Here is a 22,081-nt window from a genome sequence, read left to right as displayed (position 1 = left end):
TACTGTATGCTTGATTTATTGTGGGAGAAGTGTAAATCCCCAGTTATATTCTTTGTTGGCCGGAAGGGTATAAGCCGGTTCGGGACGTGCCCCCCAACTATCATACCCGGCTACTCCTTGTTGCTTCATGTCGATGCAAACCTCAACAAAATCACGTGGACTGATATCGTTTACGTGATGCATGCGGCGCAATACGTTGCGAGCAGCTTCTTCGTCGTGGTTGGCTACCTCTTCCGGGGTGAAGTTACTCCATTGACGCGGATGTGGCAATGCCTCTTCCGAATCAAAATCTTCGATTGAGTTGCGCAAGGCATTGAATCCGATAATGCTATCAGCCATAATCGTTAGCCCTTTACCACCTTTGCGGCTCAGTGTTAACCAACGTGTGTCGGTATGATGTCCTGTCTCTTGTGGGCGTACATAGTTATAATACATCTTATCGGCTGTGTTGCGATAGAGTCCGATCATTGTACCTGCATTACGGTCTATGTAGTTCTCCTCGGGACCGCGACCAAAGTACTCCACTTCATTCATCTCTGCCGGTAAGCGGAAACGAATGCCGATACGTGGCACCTCTAGTTTGCTTGTTGCTTTGCGTGCAGCCTCGCTACCCGGTGTAAACGTAGCCATACGAGTCGCTTCCGACACTTCTGTTGTAGCTGCTTGCATATCTGTAGAAGTAAATCGAACACTTACATTGACAGCTCCCGAAGGGTGGATACGATACGTTACGATATATAGATTGCCGGCAGCCAGTAGGTAGTTTACCGTAAGCACAGCTTCCTTGCCTTCCATGGCTATCGACGAATCAACTACTTTGAAATTCTTACTTGATTGCTTCCATATTTGTTGACGCTTGGGTGCACCATTGCCATAGTCGTTATCGTTGGGAGCTCTCCAAAAATTGGGTTGGATACCAAACCCATCTTTGAAATATTCAGTTCCGTTGACCCGGTAAGAGGTAACAAGTCCACTTTGTTTATTAAAAGTGAAATTGACTTTCGACGATAAAGCGACTAGGTTTTCACCTTGTGTTTCTACTTTTAATGCAGGGCCATTGCTGTTGTATGTATTCTGTAATGGCTCGATGGGCAGGCGGAATTGATCATAAGCAATATCGTATCCGGCCGGAATCAATGGTTCGGGTACTACCGTCGTAACCACGAAATTTACGAAATACTCAGTTCCCTGTTTAGCCTTTAATCCGCTTACGGGAACGATTAATTCTTTCGATGCTTGCGGTTCTATATCTAAAGATACTTTTCCTGATCTTATTTTTTTTCCGTTTTCCATGACCGTGTATCGGATCATATACTTTTTCAGGTTTGTATAGTAGAAACGGTTTTTTACTAAGAATTTTCCTTGTGCGGCATCGATGGCCTCGAATCCCACATTCTGATGGGCATATTTTACTTCGGCCAATGCCGGATGAGGAGTTCGGTCGGGATTGACCAATCCGTTGCATAAGAAGTTACCATCGCTTGGAGCATCGACTCCATAATCGCCTCCATAAGCCCAGTAGCTACGGCCGTTCTTATCGGTTTCAAGAAGTCCTTGATCAACCCAGTCCCAGATATATCCACCTTGCAGGTTGGGGTATTTATAGATCTCTTTCCATTGATCCCATAAATTACCGCTCGAGTTGCCCATGGCGTGCGAGTATTCTGAGGGCACTACCGGACGGTCACTTCCGTTTTTACCAATCTCTCCCAACCACTTGGCGCTAGGGTATTGAGGTACATACATATCCGAGTTCCATTCCCACTGTGCACGTTCGTAGTTAACAGGGCGGTTCATCAATGTTTTGTCTGCCTGTTTAAGCCATAAATAGGTTTGGTAGAAGTTGTATCCATTGCCGGCCTCATTGCCTAATGACCAGATGGTAAGCGAAGGATAATTTTTGTTGCGTTCGAACATATTGATGGTACGATCCATGTGCGGCAACAGCCATTCGGGATTATTCCCCAATGAGCCTCCTTTATTCAGGCTATAATACATACCGTGACTTTCGATATTCGCTTCATCGTATACGTACAAGCCATACTCGTCACAGAGTTCATAAAAACGACGGCTTTGCGGATAGTGGCAAAGGCGCACACTATTGAGGTTATGCTGCTTCATGAGTTCAAAGTCGCGACGCATTAACTCTTCTGTTACATAATGCCCTGTTTCGGGGTTATGCTCGTGGATGTTAACCCCTTTTAGTTTCAAGGGCTGTCCGTTGATAAACAGCAGCGTATAAGGCTTACCGTTTCCGGCCAGTTCGTTTGTCTGCTTAATTTCTATCCGGCGAAATCCTACGTTGAAGGGAATTATTTCATTGACCTGTCCGTTCTCTTTGACGGTCATCAGTATCTTATATAGGTTAGGTGCTTCCGAAGTCCAGGTTTGTACATTCGGCAATGTTTTCTCAAACGAGAGTGTGCGCACTTCGCCTGCCGGTACGAGTGTTGTTTTCTCTTCGCTAGCGATGATCTTTCCTTGCTTATCGAGCAATTCGTAAACGAGTGATACTTTACTATCTGTTGAGCGATGATTACGCAGATCGGTGTTCAAGGTGAAGAGGCCGTTCTTATACGTATCGTCTAAGGTTGATTGAATGCGAAAATCTTTGAGGGCAGCTTTGGGTTGAGCATACAGAAATACATCGCGTTCGATGCCGCTGATGCGCCAGAAGTCCTGACACTCCAGGTACGAGCCTGTGCTCCAACGGAATATCTTTAGTGTGAGCACGTTCTTTCCCGGCTGCACATAATTGTTTATCAGAAACTCGGCCGGGTTTTTAGAGTCCTCACTATAGCCTACTTCTTTGCCGTTGATGTATACATATACGCCCGATTTCGCCCCTGCAAGGTGGAGGTAGATGTCGCGTCCATCCCAATCGGCGGGAATATCGATATCGCGACGATATACACCGACCGGATTCATTTCCGGTAATTGGGGAGGTTGGGGGTTTTTAGGTTTAAATTCGTAGCCGTGGTTCGTATAGATGGCTACGCCATGACCCTGTACTTCCCAGTTGCCGGGTACCTTGATGTCTTTCCAAGCAGCAGTACTTATCTGAGGATCTGTTATATTTTCTGGTAACTCTTTATATGAATCGACAAAATAAAACTTCCATGTACCGTTGAGTAAACGATAGTATTTACTGTTTTCAAATTTATTCGTCAAGGCAGCTGCCCGGTTGTCGTATGTCATAAACGAAGTTCGGGGGTATTCTTTGTTGACTGCTACCACCTGTATGTCTTGCCAGTAAGGCTTTTTCGGTTCGTTTGCCGCAGAGGCAACCGTTGTCATTGAAAGGAACAGGGCTGCTAAACTGCCCGCCAGAGTAAAAAGCTTTTTCTTGCTCATGTTTTTCTTGTATGTGGGTTTACTTTACTTTGATATGATCAAATCCTTCTCCATAGGCCCCGATTACTGCACTTTGCGAAACAAACGCATTGGGGTCTATATCTTTAATAATTCGGAAAATGATTGTCGATTCGCGCCTTTTGGCCAATATAAACATCATTTTCTGCTCTTTTCCCGTATAGAATCCGGTAGCATTGATTACGGTAACTCCCCGGTGAGGATATTCGTTAATCTGACGCCCTATTTCTTCATATTTATTAGATATGATAAAAAACTGAACGGATTGACGGGCACTGTTTACCACTTGATCTAGTACGAAACTACAAATATATAATGTTACAAATCCATATACTACTTTTTCCCAGTCTTTTAAGACAAAATAACTGGATGAGATGATGACTAGGTCGCAAATGAGCATCACTCTGCCCAATGTGATGTCTCTATACTTGTTAATTACAGCTGCAATAATGTCGGTTCCTCCACTGCTTCCGTTAGAGGTAAAAGCAATACCGATACCTGTACCGCAAAAAGAAGCGCCTAATACGCATGCCATAAATGGTTGGTCTTGCAATAAGGTAATCCCCTTGGTTAACTCCTGGATAATCGAAAGAAAAATGGTAAGTGTGAATACGGCAAAGATTGTTTTTACGCTGAATCTGAATCCCAATACTTTAAGCGAAAGCATAAGCAAGAGGGCATTGATGGTGAAATAGGTATACTGTACCGGAAATCCGGTTGCAAAGTATACAATAGAGGCAATGCCCGGTACACCACCCGTGGTGATATCGTTGGGGAGCAGAAATACGGTCCACCCTATTCCGTAGAGGATCATTCCCAAAGCGATCATCAGGTAATCTTTGGTTTCTCTGATGGTATCTTGTTTGGATGGTTTAGTTATCTTTTTTTTCATGAATTTGGTAAGTGACTATATATTCAAACACGGATTACACGCCCGGACATACCTCTGAATAGGGGGGAAGCAATGTCGGTTCGTGTAACCCGTGCTAGTAAATGAGTGCTTATTTTTTAGTTGGCAAAAGCATGTTTGTATCCTTTTACCTTGTTCCAGCCACCACGTGTAAAGTCGGGAATGGCTACCGCAGCCGAGTTGTTCTCGATCGAGATTCTGGTAAGTTCAGCCATTGAGCACCATTCTGCCAAGTCATATACATCCATGTCAAGAGGCAAACCATTGCGTAAGCAGTATACCAGACGATAGTCCATGATATAGTCCATACCACCGTGTCCACCTACTTTTTTGGCTGTTTCTTCCAATTCTCTGTGGATAGGGTGTTTGTATTTATCCATCAATGCTTTTTTAACTTCTTCGGGCACAGAACCATGTGCGTTTAGCTTTTCGTGGTCGGGCGTCACGTCACTGGCCACTTGCGAAGGACGCAGGCAATACTCCTCAATAGGATATTTGCTAGCATAACCGTCTGTTCCGGTCAATTGATACATACGGCTATAAGGGCGTGGAGTCATTACATTGTGTTGAATCAACATCGTTTTACCATTTTCGGTACGAATCAAGGTTGAGGTTTGGTCTCCGTTTTGGAAATCTTTTACTACTTCACCTGTTTTGCTTTTGATGTAAGCGGGTCCGTTCACTGCTTTGGTATCCATGGCTACTAATGTCTTCAAGCGGTCGCCACGGTGAATGTCTAGTAACTGACAAGCCGGTCCGATGCCATGAGTGGCATATACATCACCACGATGTTTGCGATTGTAATCCATACGCCAATTGTTCCAGTACGAAGGCCAGAATTCTTCCAGATTATGAATGTAAGCACCTTCTACATGAAGAACTTCGCCAAAAATACCTTGTTGCGCCATATTCAGCGTAGTCAGTTCGAAGAAATCATATACGCAGTTCTCCAGTTGCATGCAGTGTTTGCGGGTTTTTTCCGATGTATTGATGAGCTTCCATATCTCGTCCAATGTCATGGCTGCAGGTACTTCGATTGCCACGTGCTTGCCATGTTCCATGGCATATACACCCATTTCTGCATGGTGTTTCCAATCTGTAGCAATGTATACGAGATCAATATCATCTCGGTCACAAAGTTTTTTCCAGGCATCTTCCGTACCGCTATAGGCAGCTGCTTCGGGTAGTCCGGCTTTCTTTAAAATTTGTTGGCTTTTATCCACACATTCCGGACGAAGATCGCATAATGCAACAATTTGTGTTCCGGGTATCTTCGTGAAACGAGCCACAGCACCCGGACCCCGCATTCCAAGTCCGATAAATCCTACACGGACGGTTTCTAATTTCGGAGTCACTAAGTCAATCACATCTTTCTGTCCGGCCGGACGTGCGGGTGTTTTTACAGTAATAGGGGCTACTTTCGCCGTAGCTTTGCCTTGTTTCTGAGCATAACCAGTCTGATAGGTTAATAGAGTAAGACCAATCAGCAAGGTACTTAATAGTTTACGCATAATAATTAGATTAGTAAATAAATAATATTGTATTTGTTTTTTGTATCATCATAAAAATGGTAATGTCCAACTCTAACAAACGGGCAAAAGGTATGTTTTATTGTCTACACCGTTTCATTTTATATGAGTATATTATAAATACACATAAATAGGTTGCTTCCCCCACAGTTTGGCTCTGTTTTTGGCTTCCTTTAACGATTAATCTTACTCAGAGGCAATACTAAAGGGATCAGTATAAATAAATCAAGTTGCCAAATACACAACCTTACCTGCAAAAGAGAGTTGGATATAGCTAAAAAGAGACGATCGATTGAGAAGAAAAAATACATGAATAAAAAGATTATTTTATGTTGTAACTTTCAGATTATGATTGTTTTAATTTGATTTTTATTGGTGGTGATAACCTTATTTGTCTTTGCCTGTAAAAGAACTATTTTAAGGATGAGTTAACTACGTACTTTTGATACCCAAAACTACGTATTCTTTGACAGTAAAACTATATATTCTTGTGTGGGAGAAAATAAAACGCTATTAAGGACGATTAACTATGTTAAAATGGCGTTTGTTTCTCTTTGATTCGTTTGTACAAAAATACAGTCTAAACTTTATATATAATAAATAAATCGGATAAATTATACCAAAAGTGTTTGCGGCAGACTAGTTTTAAAGTGTTAACTTTACGGCGAAGTAAAACACATAATAACCTTTTTTATAAACGAATGCATTATGAATCAGAAACTAGTGCTCTGTAGCACATTATTCCTAGGGATAGGAAGTATGCAACAAACCTTTGCTCACAAAGAAAGTAAACAAGACTCGAAACGTCCGAACGTTGTATTTATTTTAGCGGATGATCTTGGTTTTGGCGACCTTAGCTGCTATGGACAAGAGAAATTTGAAACACCCAACATTGATAAATTAGCGCAAAGAGGGATGCGCTTTACTCAATGCTATTCGGGAACTACCGTTAGTGCTCCTTCTCGTTCGTGCTTACTTACAGGTACGCATAGCGGACACACCGCCATTCGTGGCAATATGGAACTCAAGCCCGAAGGACAATTCCCCTTGCCCGCCGATTCACGTACCATCTTCCGTACATTTAAAGATGCTGGTTATAAAACAGCTGTCTTTGGTAAATGGGGATTAGGTTACATCGGCTCTACCGGCGATCCGAATAATCAGGGAGTAGATCAGTTTTATGGTTATAACTGCCAGTTGTTGGCGCACAGCTATTATCCCGATCACCTTTGGGAGAATGGTACACGAGTGGAACTGTCTGATAATGTAATCAATGTAAAATATGGTACGGGTACCTACTCGCAAGATATTATTCACTCCAAAGCGATGCAATACTTGGAGAAGAGCTCTTCGGATGAGCCGTTTTTCCTTTTTTATCCGACCATCCTTCCTCATGCCGAGCTGATAGTGCCCGAAGATAGTATTATTAAAAAGTTCCGCGGGCAATATCCCGAACAGGCCTATCGCGGCACCGAACCGGGCGATCCTGGTTTTCGTAAGGGAGGATATTGTTCGCAGTTCTATCCCCGGGCTACGTTTGCTGCTATGGTTTACCGGCTCGATGTGTACGTAGGTCAGTTGATTGAGAAACTGAAAGAGAAAGGAATTTACGATAATACATTGATTATATTTGCGAGTGATAATGGACCGCATCGTGAAGGAGGTGCCGATCCCGATTTCTTTAATAGCAATGGTCAATGGAGAGGATACAAACGCGATTTATATGAAGGTGGTATTCGCGTGCCGATGATTATGTCATGGCCGGGGCATATACAGGAGGGAATAGAAACTAACTTTATGTGCTCATTCTGGGATATCATGCCTACTTTTGACGAAATTCTCAAACCCAAAATGGCTTCTCGGAAAGAGAGTGATGGTATCAGCTTGCTTCCCTTGCTCGAAAACCGTAAAGGACAGCGCGTACACGATTATCTTTATTTTGAATTCATGGAGTTGAATGGCCGACAGGCTGTGCGAAAAGGATCATGGAAGCTAGTACATCTCAACATACGTGGGAAACAGCCTTCTTATGAGCTTTACAATTTAGCCTCCGACCCTTCCGAGAAGCATAACCTATTGATCCAGTATCCTGAAAAAGCTGCTGAATTGAAAGCCATTATGCAGGAAGCACACGTAAGTGATGCTAATTGGCCGTTATTAAAATAGAAACAAGTATCCGATACTATTAAATACACATGAATTTACAGAAAAACATTTGCTCCTTATTATTCTGCCTTGTTAGTTATGTTCCTCTTACGGCACAGGTAGATCAGGAGATTGCTCACTTAAAGAAGAACTATATCTCCTCTATACTGGGTGCCGATGAGCAGAAAAAAGCTTATCTGGAGCTGCTTTCTTCCATACCGAAGGAGGCAGAGGTGTCGGATCAGAATGTGATTGAGTTGCAACAGCTCTACCCCATTACAAAACGGGAGGTTCAAGTCTTGATTCGTACGATTCGCGAAGATGGTTCGTGGCCCGATATCAATTATGCCGATACCAAACGTTCGGGGTGGGAGCCAAAGCGTCATGTAGAACGGGTATTGAAGTTGGTTAAGTATTATTATCCTCGAAAAGAGCAGTCGAAGCAGGTTTCCGAACTTGTTTCGACCATTCACAAAGCAATGAACTACTGGTTTACGCAGAAATTAGTTTGTAAAAACTGGTGGTACAATCAGATTGGTATTCCCCGAACAATGGGGACTGCCTTTCTGCTTTTTGAATCGGAAATGGATGAACAGGAAAAGCAGGCTGCCGTCGAAGTACTGTTGAGTGCGAAGTTTGGAATGACAGGGCAGAATAAAGTTTGGCTGGCAGGCAATGTTTTGATGCGCGCACTGTTGCAAAATGACCTTGCGTTGATAAAAGCAGCCCGAGATGAAATCAGTTCGGAAATTGTTTTAGGGCGAATCGAGGGTATAAAGCCCGATTGGAGCTTTCACCAACACGGGCCGCAGCAGCAATTTGGCAACTATGGCCTTTCCTTTATTGGTAACATGAGTTTCTACTCCGAACTATTTGCCGGAACTTCGCTTGCTTTCAATGCCGAACAACAGAGAATACTTGTTTCTTTGTTGCTCAATGGGTATCGGTGGATTGTTTGGCGTGGGTACTGGGACGTGAATGCACTGAACCGCCAGCTGTTTCATAGTGCCGATATCCATAAATCGTTCAATTTGCTTTTTGCTGCTAACTCCCTCATGAAAGGTAGTTCGCCCGAAGAAGTTACCGCTATCAAGGCGTTTGTCGAAGCCAACTTCTTGGCTGCACATCGAGAGAATCGGTTTGTGGGAAATAAGCATTTCGATGATTCCGACCTGACCATTCACCGCACTCCCTCCTGGATGGCATCTGTTCGGATGGCTTCCGATCGTGTTATTGGAGTCGAACAGGTGAATGAAGACAATTTGCAAGGCTATTACATGGCCGATGGAGCCATCTATATATACGCCCGTGGAGATGAATATCACAATATTTTCCCTTTCTGGAACTGGCGCAGGATTCCCGGAATTACTACCTATGAGAGTTCGGCACCCATTCCCAATGCCAATAGCAAGGGGGCGCGTAATCATAGTTCATTAGTGGGAGGGGTGAGCGATGGAAAGCAGGGCATTACTGCCATGGTACTAAACCGGAATGGGCTGACTGCCCATAAATCATGGGTATTTACCGATGAATATGTACTATGTATGGGTAGTAACATCCATTCGGATAGTACGGCTGCTATTGTTACTTCTATCGATCAGCGATTGGAGAAAGGTAGCGTTCGACGCTATCCCAATCAACGTTTTTACCATGATCATACGGGCTATATTGTATTGCAAGCTGACAGCTGTGTTGTTGAAACTGAGAGAAGAGAAGGGCGGTGGTGCGATGTTATGGGTATGTATAAACCGAAGATACTCGAAAATGATGTGTTTTCTATATATATTAAGCATCGTCAGGGTACCTCGTCCGGTTACGAATATGTACTGTTGCCGGCTACTACTCCAGAAAAGGTAAAAGCATTCGATGCTACTAAAGTTCGTATCCTTCGTAATGATGAGAAAGTACAAGCAGTTGTGATAGGTGACAGCTGTTTTATGGCTATTTATCAAAAAACAGATTTACAACTAGAGAATGGAATGACTCTTCATTTCGAAGAGCCGGGTACTTACATTGCCGGTATAACAAGTGGTGAAGTAACTGTAGCTGCTCCTTTTCGACAAATGAAGAAATAAGAAAGTGAGGTCTATATATGCAAAAAGAGAATCTAAATTTTAGATTCTCTTTTCTAAGAGCGAAAGACGGGGCTCAAACCCGCGACCCTCAGCTTGGAAGGCTAATGCTCTATCAACTGAGCTACTTTCGCAATTTTGGTGGGCAAAGAAGGATTCGAACCTCCGAAGTCGAAAGACAACTGAGTTACAGTCAGTCCCATTTGGCCGCTCTGGAATTTGCCCTTATTTGCGAAGGAGAAGTGTTTTTCTCAATCGCAGTGCAAAGATACAACTATTTATTTAAACTCCAAGCAAAATCGATCATTTTTATTGCAGTAATTGCACATTCATCTCCTTTATTACCCAGCTTACCACCTGCTCTATCCTCGGCTTGCTCCATGGTATTGGTTGTAATTAATCCGTAAATAACTGGTACATCGCCAGTTGTGTTTAATTGTGTGATACCTTGCGTAACACCCATACAAACATAATCAAAATGAGGCGTATCTCCTTTAATTACACAACCAATAATAATAACTGCATCTAATTCGCAATATTCCATCATCTGACTTGCGCCAAACGTAAGTTCAAAACTTCCGGGTACAGTCTTAATGAGAATATTTTCATCCTTTGCTCCATGTTTTTTTAGCGTAGTTACTGCGCCATCCAACAAAGCACCGGTTATTTTTTCATTCCACTCGGATACAACGATACCGAATTTCATTTCTTCTGCATTGGGAACGGAACTAAAGTCGTAGTCTGATAAATTATGATAAGCTGTGGCCATGGTTAATGTATGAATTAAAAAATTAGAAAAAGAAAGGAAGAGAATAGAAAAAGTGAAGAGTGACTGCACACAAAGGTAACAGAACACTTTTCACTTTCCTTTATAGATACTATATTAAATTACTTTTTCAGTAATTGAGCTTGCTCGATATATTTATCGATATCCATTGCTTGATAAGATTGGAAGTACTTATCTTTAATAGCAGTATATGCTTTTACTGCATCGTCATACTTTCCTTGTTTTACCAGAATTTCTCCGGCTTGCAAAAGGAAAATAGGGCTCAAGGTATTGTTGTCTGCTTTATCGGCTGCCTTCAATAACGTGGCAGAAGCTTTATCCAATTGTCCTAATTGTGCATAACAGTTTCCAGTAGCTCCTAAGATAGCCGGTGCTACCATTTGATCGTCACCATCGAAATCGGTTAAGAACTTCAAAGCTTGATCATAATTGCCTAAACTTTGGTAGCAGATACCTGCATACGCTTTTGCTAAGTTAGCTGCTTTTGTTCCACCGAACTGATCAATTACTTTAATAAAGCCGATGTAGCCGATACTGTCACCGTTCAATGCCTGTTCAAAAGCATCCTGTTCGAAAAGTTGTTGTCCTTTGAAAAGAGCTGCTTGTGCTTTTTCTTCGCGTGGTTCGGCATAAAGGTGTTTGTACATGATCGTACCTGCTACGATAATAATCACTGCAAGTACACCGGCAATGATTGCTTTTTTGTACTTGATAAGAAATGCTTCCGACTGTGTCAGTGCATCTTCCACATTCATTTGCTCGTGGTGTTTTTTTTCTGCCATTTTTTATATAGTCTTTTTTGTTATTAAGCTAACTTGTGTATTTCGACTCGCAAAAGTAGTTTTTTTATATATAGAAATAAAATTTCGAGGCATCTTTTTTTGTTTTACACCTTAAAACCGCGAAAAACTTTCTACTTTTGTATCCAAACTCAATGTGTACACATGATACTTAAGCGCATATCCATATTAAATTATAAAAACTTAGAAGAAGTCGAACTCCATTTCTCTGAAAAATTGAATTGTTTTTTCGGACAAAATGGGATGGGAAAAACGAACCTGCTCGATGCGGTTTACTTTCTGTCTTTCTGTAAGAGTGCCGGCAATCCTATTGATTCGCAGAACATTCGTCACGAACAGGACTTCTTTGTTATTCAAGGTTTTTATGAGGCAGCCGATGGATCTCCCGAAGAGATTTATTGCGGAATGAAGCGTCGTGCGAAGAAGCAATTTAAACGGAATAAGAAGGAGTATGGTCGCTTATCGGATCACATCGGATTCTTGCCGTTGGTCATGGTGTCTCCTGCCGACTCGGAGCTGATAGCCGGTGGTAGTGATGAACGTCGCCGATTGATGGACGTAGTGATTTCGCAATACGATAAAGAGTACCTCGACGCTTTGATTCGTTACAACAAGGCTTTGGCACAACGGAATACGTTGCTGAAGAGCGATCAGCCTGTTGAGGAGGAGCTTTTTCTTGTTTGGGAGGAGATGATGGCGCAGTCGGGTGAGGTTGTGTTTCGCAAAAGAGAAGCATTTATTAATGAGTTTATTCCCATCTTTCAGTCGTTTTACTCGTTTATCTCTCAGGATAAAGAACGAGTTGGGCTGTCGTACGAATCGCATGCAGGGGGTACTTCTTTGCTTGAAGTGCTTAAAGAGAGCCGGGTGCGTGATCGAATCATGGGATATTCATTGCGCGGTGTGCATAAAGATGAACTGAATATGCTATTGGGTGACTTTCCCATTAAGCGCGAAGGGTCGCAAGGACAGAATAAAACCTATTTGGTGGCTTTGAAACTGGCACAATTCGATTTCCTGAAACGAACCGGATCTACCGTTCCGTTATTATTGCTCGATGATATCTTTGATAAGCTGGATGCTTCGCGAGTGGAGCAGATTGTGAAGTTAGTGGCAGGTGACCGGTTTGGGCAGATCTTTATCACGGACACAAATCGGGAGCACTTGGATCGAATATTGCAGAGCGTGGGAAGCGATTATAAAATGTTTCGGGTAGAGCAAGGTGATATCAGTGAAATGGGAGAGACCGCCGTATGAAAAGAAACAATGCAGAACCTATCGGCAAATTGATTCAACACTTTCTCAGGCAAGAGAGTTTGGAGTCTCCGCTCAATGAGCAACGATTGCTCGATGCGTGGCCTCAGGTGTTGGGACCTACCATCAACTCTTATACAAGAGAGCTGTTTATCCGTAATCAGATTCTTTATGTGCACCTCACCTCTGCAGCACTTCGACAGGAGTTGATGATGGGGCGTGAGTTATTGGTTCGCAACCTGAATCAAAAGGTCGGTGCCACGGTAATTACCAATATTATCTTTCGCTAATCTTATCGGCTGATTACTGCATTCATGGGGATGTCGAATGCCTCTGAGGGAACTTCATCTATGAGTTGAAACGGAAAGCAAATACCAATTTTAGTACCATGAATTTGTGGGAGTAACCTGTCATAATATCCTTTTCCACGCCCTAAACGGTGTCCGTTTACATCAAAAGCAACACCCGGAATTACAGCCAAATCAATTGATTCATATTCGGTAAACTGCCGGCCAATAGGCTCGGCAATACCATAAGATCCAATAACCAAATCTTTTGGGTCGGTATATATGCGTAACTCCAGCTCATTGCCAACTACCACCGGAAGCACGATTCTCTTTCGTTGACTCCACTTCTCAATGAAGGTATGAGTATATACCTCATCCTTCAAAGAGTGATAGAGCAATACTGTCTGTGCCCGGTCGAATGCAGGTGTTCTTTCCAGCTCTGCCAGAATATCAGCAGAAAGTTCTTTCAGCGTAGAGTCGTTGTATTGGGCTTTCTGCCGGGCGATCCAACTGCGCAGTTCTTTTTTTCTTTCCTTCATTCTTCTTGTCCGTTTTCGCTGGTTCGATAACTGCCGGAGCCTTGGGAAAGGCTTCTCCCTTTTCGAGTAGTTCGATGGCTTGTTTCACCGTTGGATCCGATTGGTTGGCAAAACGGATATAAGCCTCTTTGCCCAGCATATTATAGATGATGTTACTATATAAATGCTTCTCTAATAGCTTGTACGATTTATTAATCAAGATGTTTCTTCGTTGTACTCCCTTGCTGTCGGCATATTGAACAAACTTCTCGACTAGCCCCTGACGGCGCAGGTAATTAACCAATGCATCTTCTGTTTTATATTCACTCAGTTTTTCCCGGTTATTGTCGGTGTATTGGAAGGTGTACTGCACCATTAAATTCTTACTCAACACATTTGACAGGTAAGAGGTGACTCCGGTAGTGTCTTGCGGTACAAATACATCGGGCATAATGCCTCCACCGCCATAAACCGGACGCCCTAAGCCGGTATAATAACTGGTGCTTTCGTCCAGTTTGATGCTATCTTTCGAGAAAAACTCTCCATGTTCGTAGCGATTATATATATCCAATTCATAGTTGCGATCTTTACCGCTTTCGTAGGGGCGCTGGATGCAACGGCCGGATGGGGTGTAGTAGCGAGCAATGGTAAGGCGGATGGCCGATCCATCACTAAAGTCAATCGGTTGTTGTACTAACCCCTTGCCAAATGAGCGACGGCCTACGATTGTACCCCGGTCATTGTCCTGAATAGCTCCTGAAAAAATCTCACTAGCCGAAGCCGATCCTTCATCAACCAACACAATCAAAGGAATGGTTTGACAGCTGCCTGTTCCGTTCGCTCTATCTTCGGTACGTTGGTACTTACGTCCCTCTGCATATACGATTAACTTCCCTTCGGGTAAGAATTCATTGACCATTCTAACGGCTGCTTCCATATAACCACCTGTGTTGCCACGTAAGTCGATAATGAGTCCTTTGCAGTTTTGATGATTTAGTTGAGCCAATGCATTCAATAATTCCACATGCGTAGTGCGTCCGAACTTACTGATTTGAATGTAGCCTAGATCATTCTCAAGCATATAAGCCGAATCGATGGTATTTTGAGGAATATCGCCGCGTGTGATATTGAAATTCAAGATCTCTTTTTCGGTAAGGCGTTTGATGCCTAGTTTCACCTGAGTGCCTTTAGGCCCTTTCAGGGCGCGCATGGCTCGTTCGTTTGTTAGTTTTTTGCCTACAAACGTGCTATCGTTTACCGTAACAATACGGTCGCCGGGCATAAGACCCACTTTCTCAGACGGACCACCTTGTATCACGGCATTAACGTGAATCGTATCGTTTTGTATGGTGAATTGGATACCGATGCCGCTGAAACTTCCCTCTAACTCCGAGTTTACCTCTTCCAGATTTTGTGCAGGAATATAAGTGGAGTGTGGATCCAGCTCTGCCAGTATTTGCGGCATTGCTTTTTCTACGAGATCTGTCATGTTAACTGTGTCGACATATTGATCGTCGACTATGCGAAGCAGTGCATTTAGCTTGTTAGACGATCCGTTGATGATGCCCAACCGGTTGCCGGCAAAGTGTTTGGCATAAAACGTGCCGATAAGAATTCCGATGACAACGCTGATTGCAATGACAACCGGAGTAAATCGAGAAGAGTTTTTTGTACCCATATCTGTTTAGATGTTATTTTTATTGTTTTTGCTCATTGTCGTTAGTTACGTAAAGAACTTCGACTCCAGCACGTTTGAGCAGCTCAATCCCGTCTTCCAGACGATAATGTTCCGAATAAACCACTCGTTTAATTCCTGCCTGAATAATCAGCTTCGCACATTCGATGCAAGGAGATGCAGTGACGTACATTGTTGCATTATCACTGCTATTGTTAGAACGTGCGATCTTGGTGATTGCATTGGCTTCTGCGTGTAATACATAAGGCTTTGTGATCTGATTCTCATCTTCACAAATGTTTTCGAATCCCGATGGAGTGCCATTATAGCCATCCGAGATAATCATTTTATCTTTTACGATCAAGGCACCCACTTTTCGTCGTTCGCAATAAGAGTTTTCGGCCCAGATGCTTGCCATTCGTATATAACGTTTATCTAATTCCAATTGTTTGGATACTGTCTCCATGCTGCTTAAACTTATCTTTGTACGTGAAAAAGCATATACTTACTTTGCTGACCTTCTGTAAAATAGATGTAAAGGTTACCGTCGTTTCCACCATACGAGGTAGCGTTGGAAAGAGCATTCAGAAAAGCAGTGGCCAATACATCTTTGTCAGTTGTTGCTTTGATGGCTATTGAGAAATCGTTACTTCTTCCATTTGCTTTCCATGATACATCGTTAAAGCTTACTGTGTAGGCTTTTCCTTTAGCCTTTCCGCTTATTTCTTCGCCTATTGCAGTACCCGAAAACTCTAATGTAAACGAGCTTTTATCATTGGTTAGTATCTTGTTGCTTGCTTCGAACTTTGCTTGGTTGAATGCGCCTCCCTCTACCCAGTAGTCTTTACATTCCTTGTCGGTTCCGGCATATTTGATAACAGACAGTTTCCATGTCTTCCCAGTGAATATTTGTTGTACATTGTCCGTGTTGTTGCACGCTGTCAAAACAGACAGGCAGGTGCACAAGAGTAACATCCATTTATAATTCTTCATGATTTGTCTCTTCATTTAGTTCTTAATATCGTTTCGAATTAAAAGCGCATCGATCGTAGGCTCTTGTCCACGGAAGCGTTTGTATAGTACCATGGGGTGTTCTGTTCCTCCCTTCGACAAGATGTTCTTGCGGAATGACTCAGCCACTTCATGATTGAAAATACCTTCTTGCTTAAATAAGGAGAATGCATCGGCATCCAATACTTCGGCCCATTTGTAGCTATAGTATCCGGCGGAATATCCTCCGGCAAAGATGTGCGAGAACTGTGTACTCATGCAAGCTTCCTCTACAACCGGAAGTACTTGTGCTTTTGCCCAAGCTTGTTGTTCGTATGCTTTTACATCACCCTCGAAAGGTGTGTTACGTGAGTACCATGCCATATCGAGTAAGCCGAAGCTCACTTGTCGTAAGCAGGCATAGGCTGCATTAAAGTTCGAAGCATCGACTATGCGTTGGATTAACTCTGCCGGTAGTAATTCGCCCGTTTGATAGTGTTTGGCAAATGTATTAAGGAATTCCTTTTCGATAGCGAAGTTCTCCATGATCTGCGAGGGTAATTCTACGAAATCACGATATACACTTGTGCCACTCAAACTCTCGTAGGTAGAATTGGCAAAGATACCATGCAGCGCATGGCCAAACTCATGCAGAAACGTTTCCACTTCTTCAAAGCTAAGCAAGGCCGGTGTGCTTTCGGTCGGTTTGGTAAAGTTCATTACGATAGAGATGTGTGGGCGACTGTTCTCACCGCTTTCCTTCTCGATCCATTGTCCTTTATAATCGGTCATCCATGCACCCGATTGTTTGCCGGCTCTCGGATGAAAGTCGGTATACAATACTGCCAGGTAGCTACCATCTTTATCGAATACCTCATACGCGTCTACATCTTTATGATAGACCGGTATAGCGGTGTTTTTCTTGAAGGTGATACCATACAATTTCGTAGCCAATCCGAAGACTCCCTCCTTGACTTGCGATAGTTCGAAGTAGGGGCGAAGCATCTCCTCGTTAATGCTGAATTTCTTATCTTTCAATTTGTTTGCATAGTAGCTCCAATCCCAGGGCATTAATGTGAAGTCACTTCCTTGAACCTCACGAGCCAGTTCTTGTGCTTCCCGATACTCCTTTTGGGCGGTCGGTGTATAGGCATCGAGTAGTTGGTTCAATAATTTATAAACAGCATCGCTGTTTTCGGCCATGCGGTTTTTGAGTGAATAGGCAGCATACGTATCATAGCCCAGCAGTTGGGCAATGGCCATACGTGTATTGGCTATTTTCTTCACGATCTCGAGGTTGTTGTATTCGTTATCGTGCAGGCATTTGGTATTGTAAGCCAGGTAAAGCTCTTTGCGCAGATCGCGATTGTCGGCATAGGTCATGAAAGGACCGTAGCTTGGTGCTTGCAGGGTGAATACCCATCCTTCGACGCCTTTCTCTTTGGCTGTCTCTTTGGCTGCTTCGATAAAGCTGTTCGGTAATCCGGCAAGCTGTGCCCGATCGGTCAGTACCAGTTGATAGTTGTTTACCTCTTTGAGATTATTCTCGTCGAACTGCAAGGTTAGGTTGCTCAGTTCTTTCGATAATTCGCGATACTTCTCTTTCGCCTCTCCTTGCAGATTAGCTCCTCTACGGATAAAACCATCGTATATATCGTCTAAGAGCTTTGTTTGTTCGGGGGTTAAAGAGAGGCTGCTTTTTTGATCGTAAACCGCTTTGATGCGACTAAACAGTTTTTCGTTCAGGTTGATGTTGTTGCTGTGCTCACTCAGTACCGGTGTCATCTTTTGTGCCAACAGCTGTAGTTCATCATTGGTTTCTGCACTGTTTAGGTTGAAGAAGACCGATAAGACTCTCCCAAGCAATGCGTCCGACTTCTCGTATGTTTCAATGGTGTTGGCAAAGGTAGGCAATTCAGGGTTCTGAACGATGGCATCTACGATGGCTGTTTGTTGGCGGATGCCTTCTAGGATAGCGGGTTCGTAATGTTCTGTTTTGATTTTATCGAATGGAGCCGTTCCATGAGGTGTATCGCTAATTTCAAAAAAAGGATTTTGTGCATTTATCATATTCATTATGCAAAGTAATATCAATGTTACATTTAATTTTCTCATATAAGCCTAATAGTTGAATGGTTTGGTTTATATATTATTGAATACAAAGCTACTAAAATAACAGATAGGTTTAGTCGTATTGCTTCTTTTTTTAACAAAGAATATCACCCTACGAAAAAAGGCTGCCCCGGTTTCCCGAAGCAGCCTTCTGTATGGTAAGTAACAAATTACTTGTTTACTGTTGCCATGTGAGCAATCAGGTCAAGAACTTTGTTAGAGTAACCGATTTCGTTATCATACCAAGATACAACTTTTACGAAAGTATCAGTCAAAGCGATACCAGCTTTTGCATCAAAGATAGAAGTACGAGCGTCGCCCAAGAAGTCAGAAGAAACAACTGCATCTTCAGTGTATCCAAGGATACCCTTCAATTCGCCTTCTGAAGCTTCTTTCATAGCAGCACAGATTTCAGCGTAAGTAGCAGGCTTAGCCAAGTTAACAGTCAAGTCAACTACAGAAACGTCCAAAGTAGGAACGCGCATTGACATACCAGTCAATTTGCCGTTCAAAGCAGGAATTACTTTACCTACAGCTTTAGCAGCACCAGTAGATGAAGGGATGATGTTACCAGCAGCAGCACGTCCACCTCTCCAGTCTTTCATAGAAGGACCGTCAACAGTTTTTTGAGTTGCAGTTGTAGAGTGAACAGTAGTCATCAAACCGTCAACGATACCGAACTTGTCGTTCAATACCTTAGCGATCGGAGCCAAGCAGTTAGTAGTACAAGATGCGTTCGATACGAACTGTTGTCCTGCATATGTATTTTCGTTAACACCGCAAACGAACATAGGAGTAGCGTCACCAGAAGGAGCTGACATTACTACATATTTTGCACCAGCAGTGATATGACCTTGAGCTTTTTCTTGAGTCAGGAACAAACCTGTTGCTTCAACAACATATTCAGCGCCTACAGCATCCCATTTCAAGTCAGCCGGATTTCTTTCTGCAGTGATGCGGATAGCTTTACCGTTAACGATCAATTTGCTGTTTTCAACATCAGCTTCGATAGTACCGTCAAAGATACCGTGCATTGTATCATACTTCAGCATATAAGCTAGGTAGTCAACCGGGCAAAGGTCGTTGATAGCTACGATTTCAATGTCATTTCTTGTCTGAGCAGCGCGGAAAACGAAACGTCCGATACGTCCGAATCCATTAATACCTACTTTAATCATTTTGTTTAAACTTTTAAGGGTTTTTATAATATTTGTTCAAATTTGTTTCTGAACTTGCATTTATTTCCTAAATGCGGTGCAAAAGTACGAAAATGTTTTTATATTCGCACATTAAATTAATATTAAATATAAAAAAAGATGGGAAAGAGTACGTTTTTACAAGACTTTAAGGCTTTTGCCATGAGAGGAAATGTGATTGATATGGCTGTCGGTGTAGTCATCGGCGGTGCGTTTGGAAAGATCGTTTCATCGGCTGTATCCGATCTGATCATGCCTACTATCGGCTTGTTGGTTGGAGGGGTCAACTTCGCCGATTTGAAGTGGGTGATAAAGGCGGCACAGATAGGTGCAGACGGTAAAGAGACAGCAGCAGCTGTTACATTGAACTATGGCAACTTCCTGCAGACGGCTTTTGATTTTCTGATTATCGCCTTCTTTATCTTTCTCTTTATTAAATTAATTACGCGGTTAACGCAGAAAAAAGAAACGCCCGCTGCACCTCCCGCACCTCCTGTACCCACCAAAGAGGAGGTCTTACTTACTGAAATTCGTGATTTATTGAAAGAACAAAGTAAGAAATAGAGGGTGCCTTACCCCTAAATCAGCCAAAGATTCAGTCGTTATCTTTGGCTGATTTGTCGTGAATGTTCATTTACTGTTTTCTCCCATACAACGACTCTTTAAGTAATGCCCATTACTTGTTGCTGATAAGCTTATGATACCTATTTCATTGGCCGGTCTATGCTTTTAAAGGTTGTTATTATGCAAAATTGCTTTTTTTTCGCTTATACTTCCAGTAGATTGCATACTTTTTCATACTTTTGCAAATCATTTACTCAAAACAATATAGATTATATATGCAGGAAAAGATTATTATTCTTGATTTCGGTTCACAGACTACGCAGCTTATTGGTCGTCGGGTGCGCGAAATGGATACTTATTGCGAGATTGTGCCTTATAATAAATTTCCGAAAGGAGATCCGACTGTAAAAGGAGTTATTCTTTCCGGAAGCCCTTTCTCGGTATACGACGAGAACGCGTTTAAGGTTGATTTGAACGAAATTCGGGGTAAGTATCCTATTCTGGGTATTTGCTACGGTGCACAATTCCTTTCTTACAGCAATGGAGGTAAGGTAGAACCGGCAGGAACACGCGAATATGGTCGTGCTCATCTGGCATCTTTTTGCAAAGACAACGTCTTATTCAAAGGGGTAAAAGAAAACTCTCAGGTATGGATGAGTCATGGTGATACGATTACGGCTATTCCTTCCAACTTCAAAACCATCGCTTCGACAGATAAGGTAGCTATTGCTGCTTATCAGATTGAGAATGAGCAAGTGTGGGGCGTACAGTTCCATCCCGAGGTGTTCCATAGTGAAGACGGAACACAGATGCTGAAAAACTTTGTAGTCGATGTTTGTGGTTGCAAGCAAGATTGGAGTCCGGCTTCGTTTATCGAAAGCACTGTTGCCGAACTGAAAGCACAGTTGGGCGATGACAAGGTGGTATTGGCTTTGAGTGGTGGTGTTGACTCATCGGTAGCAGCCGTGTTGTTGAATCGTGCCATTGGCAAGAATCTTACCTGTGTTTTTGTAGACCACGGTTTGTTGCGTAAGAACGAGTTCAAGAACGTAATGAAAGATTACGAATGCTTGGGACTGAACGTTATTGGCGTTGATGCCAGTGAGAAGTTCTTCAGCGAATTGGCCGGTGTAACTGAACCCGAAGCCAAGCGTAAGATCATCGGTAGCGGTTTTATCGATGTATTTGATGTTGAAGCTCATAAGATTAAAGATGTAAAATGGTTGGCACAAGGCACCATTTATCCCGATATTATCGAATCTCTTTCTATCACCGGAACCGTTATCAAGAGCCATCACAATGTAGGTGGACTTCCAGAGAAGATGCACCTTAAACTATGCGAACCCCTTCGTCTGTTATTCAAAGATGAAGTACGTCGCGTAGGTCGTGAGTTAGGTATGCCCGAGCATCTTATTACTCGCCACCCTTTCCCCGGACCTGGACTGGCAGTACGTATCTTAGGTGATATTACCCCCGAGAAAGTACAAATACTACAAAATGCCGACGATATCTTTATTCAAGGATTGCGTGATTGGGGCTTGTATGATCAAGTATGGCAAGCAGGTGTGATCTTGCTTCCGGTTCAGTCGGTAGGTGTAATGGGAGATGAGCGTACATACGAGCGAGCAGTTGCTTTGCGTGCTGTAACCTCTACCGATGCAATGACAGCCGATTGGGCACATTTGCCTTACGAGTTCCTTGGCAAGGTATCTAACGATATTATTAATAAAGTAAAGGGTGTTAACCGCGTTACTTACGATATCAGCTCTAAACCACCTGCAACTATCGAGTGGGAATAAGATTTAGCTTTGCTCCTGCAAGGCTGATATGCTAAAAAAAGCTACTAACCGACCTTCTTAATTCAGAAATC

At 42.8% G+C, this 22,081-nt stretch carries 17 protein-coding genes and 2 tRNA genes; 6 read left to right on the top strand and 13 right to left on the bottom strand.

What is annotated here, in order from left to right; genetic code table 11:
• Window positions 1–15: 15 nt before the first annotated feature.
• The 3 genes from TY03_RS07020 to TY03_RS07010 form a co-directional block, all read right to left on the bottom strand.
• Complete coding sequence (locus TY03_RS07020; RefSeq protein WP_394330882.1) at window positions 16–3,297, bottom strand: glycoside hydrolase family 2 TIM barrel-domain containing protein; 3,282 nt, start codon at window positions 3,295–3,297, stop codon at window positions 16–18.
• 76 nt (window positions 3,298–3,373) lie between these two features.
• Window positions 3,374–4,264, bottom strand: a complete 891-nt coding sequence (locus TY03_RS07015) for a YitT family protein (protein WP_042368538.1) — start codon at window positions 4,262–4,264, stop codon at window positions 3,374–3,376.
• A gap of 116 nt (window positions 4,265–4,380) precedes the next feature.
• Window positions 4,381–5,793 carry a Gfo/Idh/MocA family protein gene (locus TY03_RS07010; protein ID WP_042368536.1) on the bottom strand — a complete coding sequence of 471 codons (1,413 nt, stop codon included), beginning with the start codon at window positions 5,791–5,793 and terminating at the stop codon, window positions 4,381–4,383.
• Between the two features lie 726 nt (window positions 5,794–6,519).
• Between TY03_RS07010 and TY03_RS07005 the strand changes: the two genes are divergently transcribed.
• Together TY03_RS07005 and TY03_RS07000 are read left to right on the top strand one after the other, a co-directional pair.
• Window positions 6,520–7,977 (top strand): arylsulfatase, encoded by a 1,458-nt coding sequence (locus TY03_RS07005; RefSeq protein ID WP_042368533.1) that lies wholly within the window; start codon window positions 6,520–6,522, stop codon window positions 7,975–7,977.
• Between the two features lie 29 nt (window positions 7,978–8,006).
• Window positions 8,007–10,031 carry a polysaccharide lyase 8 family protein gene (locus TY03_RS07000; RefSeq protein ID WP_042368531.1) on the top strand — a complete coding sequence of 675 codons (2,025 nt, stop codon included), beginning with the start codon at window positions 8,007–8,009 and terminating at the stop codon, window positions 10,029–10,031.
• Window positions 10,032–10,089: 58 nt separating this feature from the next.
• Here TY03_RS07000 and TY03_RS06995 read toward each other — a convergent pair.
• The 4 genes from TY03_RS06995 to TY03_RS06980 form a co-directional block, all read right to left on the bottom strand.
• A tRNA-Gly gene (locus TY03_RS06995) sits at window positions 10,090–10,162 on the bottom strand.
• Window positions 10,163–10,167: 5 nt separating this feature from the next.
• Window positions 10,168–10,253, bottom strand: a tRNA-Tyr gene (locus TY03_RS06990).
• Between the two features lie 49 nt (window positions 10,254–10,302).
• Window positions 10,303–10,797 (bottom strand): 6,7-dimethyl-8-ribityllumazine synthase, encoded by a 495-nt coding sequence (ribH, locus tag TY03_RS06985; RefSeq protein ID WP_042368529.1) that lies wholly within the window; start codon window positions 10,795–10,797, stop codon window positions 10,303–10,305.
• 119 nt (window positions 10,798–10,916) lie between these two features.
• Window positions 10,917–11,597 carry a YfgM family protein gene (locus tag TY03_RS06980; protein ID WP_042368527.1) on the bottom strand — a complete coding sequence of 227 codons (681 nt, stop codon included), beginning with the start codon at window positions 11,595–11,597 and terminating at the stop codon, window positions 10,917–10,919.
• A gap of 162 nt (window positions 11,598–11,759) precedes the next feature.
• On the opposite strand from TY03_RS06980, the gene recF reads away from it, so the two are divergent.
• Together recF and TY03_RS06970 are read left to right on the top strand one after the other, a co-directional pair.
• Window positions 11,760–12,872: a DNA replication/repair protein RecF gene (gene recF, locus TY03_RS06975; RefSeq protein WP_042368525.1), complete on the top strand. Its 1,113-nt coding sequence runs from the start codon at window positions 11,760–11,762 to the stop codon at window positions 12,870–12,872.
• The gene (locus TY03_RS06970) at window positions 12,869–13,159 is read left to right on the top strand and encodes a DUF721 domain-containing protein (protein ID WP_042368523.1); all 291 of its coding nucleotides are present in this window, start codon (window positions 12,869–12,871) and stop codon (window positions 13,157–13,159) included. Before recF ends, TY03_RS06970 begins: the two co-directional genes overlap by 4 nt.
• Window positions 13,160–13,161: 2 nt before the next feature.
• Here the strand turns inward: TY03_RS06970 and TY03_RS06965 are convergent, their stop codons facing one another.
• The 6 genes from TY03_RS06965 to gap form a co-directional block, all read right to left on the bottom strand.
• Entirely contained in the window at window positions 13,162–13,695 is a 534-nt protein-coding gene (locus TY03_RS06965; RefSeq protein WP_042368521.1) for a 5-formyltetrahydrofolate cyclo-ligase, read from the bottom strand.
• Complete coding sequence (locus tag TY03_RS06960) at window positions 13,607–15,352, bottom strand: S41 family peptidase (RefSeq protein WP_042368519.1); 1,746 nt, start codon at window positions 15,350–15,352, stop codon at window positions 13,607–13,609. Before TY03_RS06960 ends, TY03_RS06965 begins: the two co-directional genes overlap by 89 nt.
• Window positions 15,353–15,371: 19 nt before the next feature.
• Window positions 15,372–15,815 carry a dCMP deaminase family protein gene (locus tag TY03_RS06955; RefSeq protein WP_042368517.1) on the bottom strand — a complete coding sequence of 148 codons (444 nt, stop codon included), beginning with the start codon at window positions 15,813–15,815 and terminating at the stop codon, window positions 15,372–15,374.
• An 11-nt stretch (window positions 15,816–15,826) separates the two neighbouring features.
• Complete coding sequence (locus TY03_RS06950) at window positions 15,827–16,357, bottom strand: DUF4847 family protein (protein WP_052332415.1); 531 nt, start codon at window positions 16,355–16,357, stop codon at window positions 15,827–15,829.
• Window positions 16,358–18,418, bottom strand: coding sequence for a M3 family metallopeptidase (locus TY03_RS06945; protein ID WP_148335623.1), 2,061 nt, complete (start codon window positions 18,416–18,418; stop codon window positions 16,358–16,360).
• Window positions 18,419–18,621: 203 nt separating this feature from the next.
• Window positions 18,622–19,629, bottom strand: coding sequence for a type I glyceraldehyde-3-phosphate dehydrogenase (gap, locus tag TY03_RS06940; RefSeq protein WP_042368516.1), 1,008 nt, complete (start codon window positions 19,627–19,629; stop codon window positions 18,622–18,624).
• A gap of 138 nt (window positions 19,630–19,767) precedes the next feature.
• On the opposite strand from gap, the gene mscL reads away from it, so the two are divergent.
• Entirely contained in the window at window positions 19,768–20,211 is a 444-nt protein-coding gene (gene mscL / locus TY03_RS06935; protein WP_042368514.1) for a large-conductance mechanosensitive channel protein MscL, read from the top strand.
• A gap of 275 nt (window positions 20,212–20,486) precedes the next feature.
• Complete coding sequence (gene guaA / locus TY03_RS06930; protein ID WP_042368512.1) at window positions 20,487–22,010, top strand: glutamine-hydrolyzing GMP synthase; 1,524 nt, start codon at window positions 20,487–20,489, stop codon at window positions 22,008–22,010.
• Window positions 22,011–22,081 lie beyond the last annotated feature (71 nt).

The organism is Bacteroides neonati (assembly GCF_000499785.1).
Lineage (GTDB): Bacteria > Bacteroidota > Bacteroidia > Bacteroidales > Bacteroidaceae > Bacteroides > Bacteroides neonati.
Note: the sequence above shows the minus strand (reverse complement) of the source record. Positions and strands in the feature narration are given on the sequence as shown.

Excerpts from the sequence above, each read along its gene's own strand:
- TY03_RS07015 (WP_042368538.1), bottom strand. The coding sequence starts at position 4,264 with ATGAAAAAAAAGATAACTAAACCATCCAAACAAGATACCATCAGAGAA.
- TY03_RS06960 (WP_042368519.1), bottom strand. The coding sequence starts at position 15,352 with ATGGGTACAAAAAACTCTTCTCGATTTACTCCGGTTGTCATTGCAATC.
- TY03_RS06955 (WP_042368517.1), bottom strand. The coding sequence starts at position 15,815 with ATGGAGACAGTATCCAAACAATTGGAATTAGATAAACGTTATATACGA.
- ribH (WP_042368529.1), bottom strand. The coding sequence starts at position 10,797 with ATGGCCACAGCTTATCATAATTTATCAGACTACGACTTTAGTTCCGTT.
- gap (WP_042368516.1), bottom strand. The coding sequence starts at position 19,629 with ATGATTAAAGTAGGTATTAATGGATTCGGACGTATCGGACGTTTCGTT.
- TY03_RS06980 (WP_042368527.1), bottom strand. The coding sequence starts at position 11,597 with ATGGCAGAAAAAAAACACCACGAGCAAATGAATGTGGAAGATGCACTG.
- TY03_RS07005 (WP_042368533.1), top strand. The coding sequence starts at position 6,520 with ATGAATCAGAAACTAGTGCTCTGTAGCACATTATTCCTAGGGATAGGA.
- TY03_RS07010 (WP_042368536.1), bottom strand. The coding sequence starts at position 5,793 with ATGCGTAAACTATTAAGTACCTTGCTGATTGGTCTTACTCTATTAACC.
- guaA (WP_042368512.1), top strand. The coding sequence starts at position 20,487 with ATGCAGGAAAAGATTATTATTCTTGATTTCGGTTCACAGACTACGCAG.
- TY03_RS07000 (WP_042368531.1), top strand. The coding sequence starts at position 8,007 with ATGAATTTACAGAAAAACATTTGCTCCTTATTATTCTGCCTTGTTAGT.
- mscL (WP_042368514.1), top strand. The coding sequence starts at position 19,768 with ATGGGAAAGAGTACGTTTTTACAAGACTTTAAGGCTTTTGCCATGAGA.
- TY03_RS06965 (WP_042368521.1), bottom strand. The coding sequence starts at position 13,695 with ATGAAGGAAAGAAAAAAAGAACTGCGCAGTTGGATCGCCCGGCAGAAA.
- TY03_RS06970 (WP_042368523.1), top strand. The coding sequence starts at position 12,869 with ATGAAAAGAAACAATGCAGAACCTATCGGCAAATTGATTCAACACTTT.
- recF (WP_042368525.1), top strand. The coding sequence starts at position 11,760 with ATGATACTTAAGCGCATATCCATATTAAATTATAAAAACTTAGAAGAA.
- TY03_RS07020 (WP_394330882.1), bottom strand. The coding sequence starts at position 3,297 with ATGACAACGGTTGCCTCTGCGGCAAACGAACCGAAAAAGCCTTACTGG.
- TY03_RS06950 (WP_052332415.1), bottom strand. The coding sequence starts at position 16,357 with ATGAAGAGACAAATCATGAAGAATTATAAATGGATGTTACTCTTGTGC.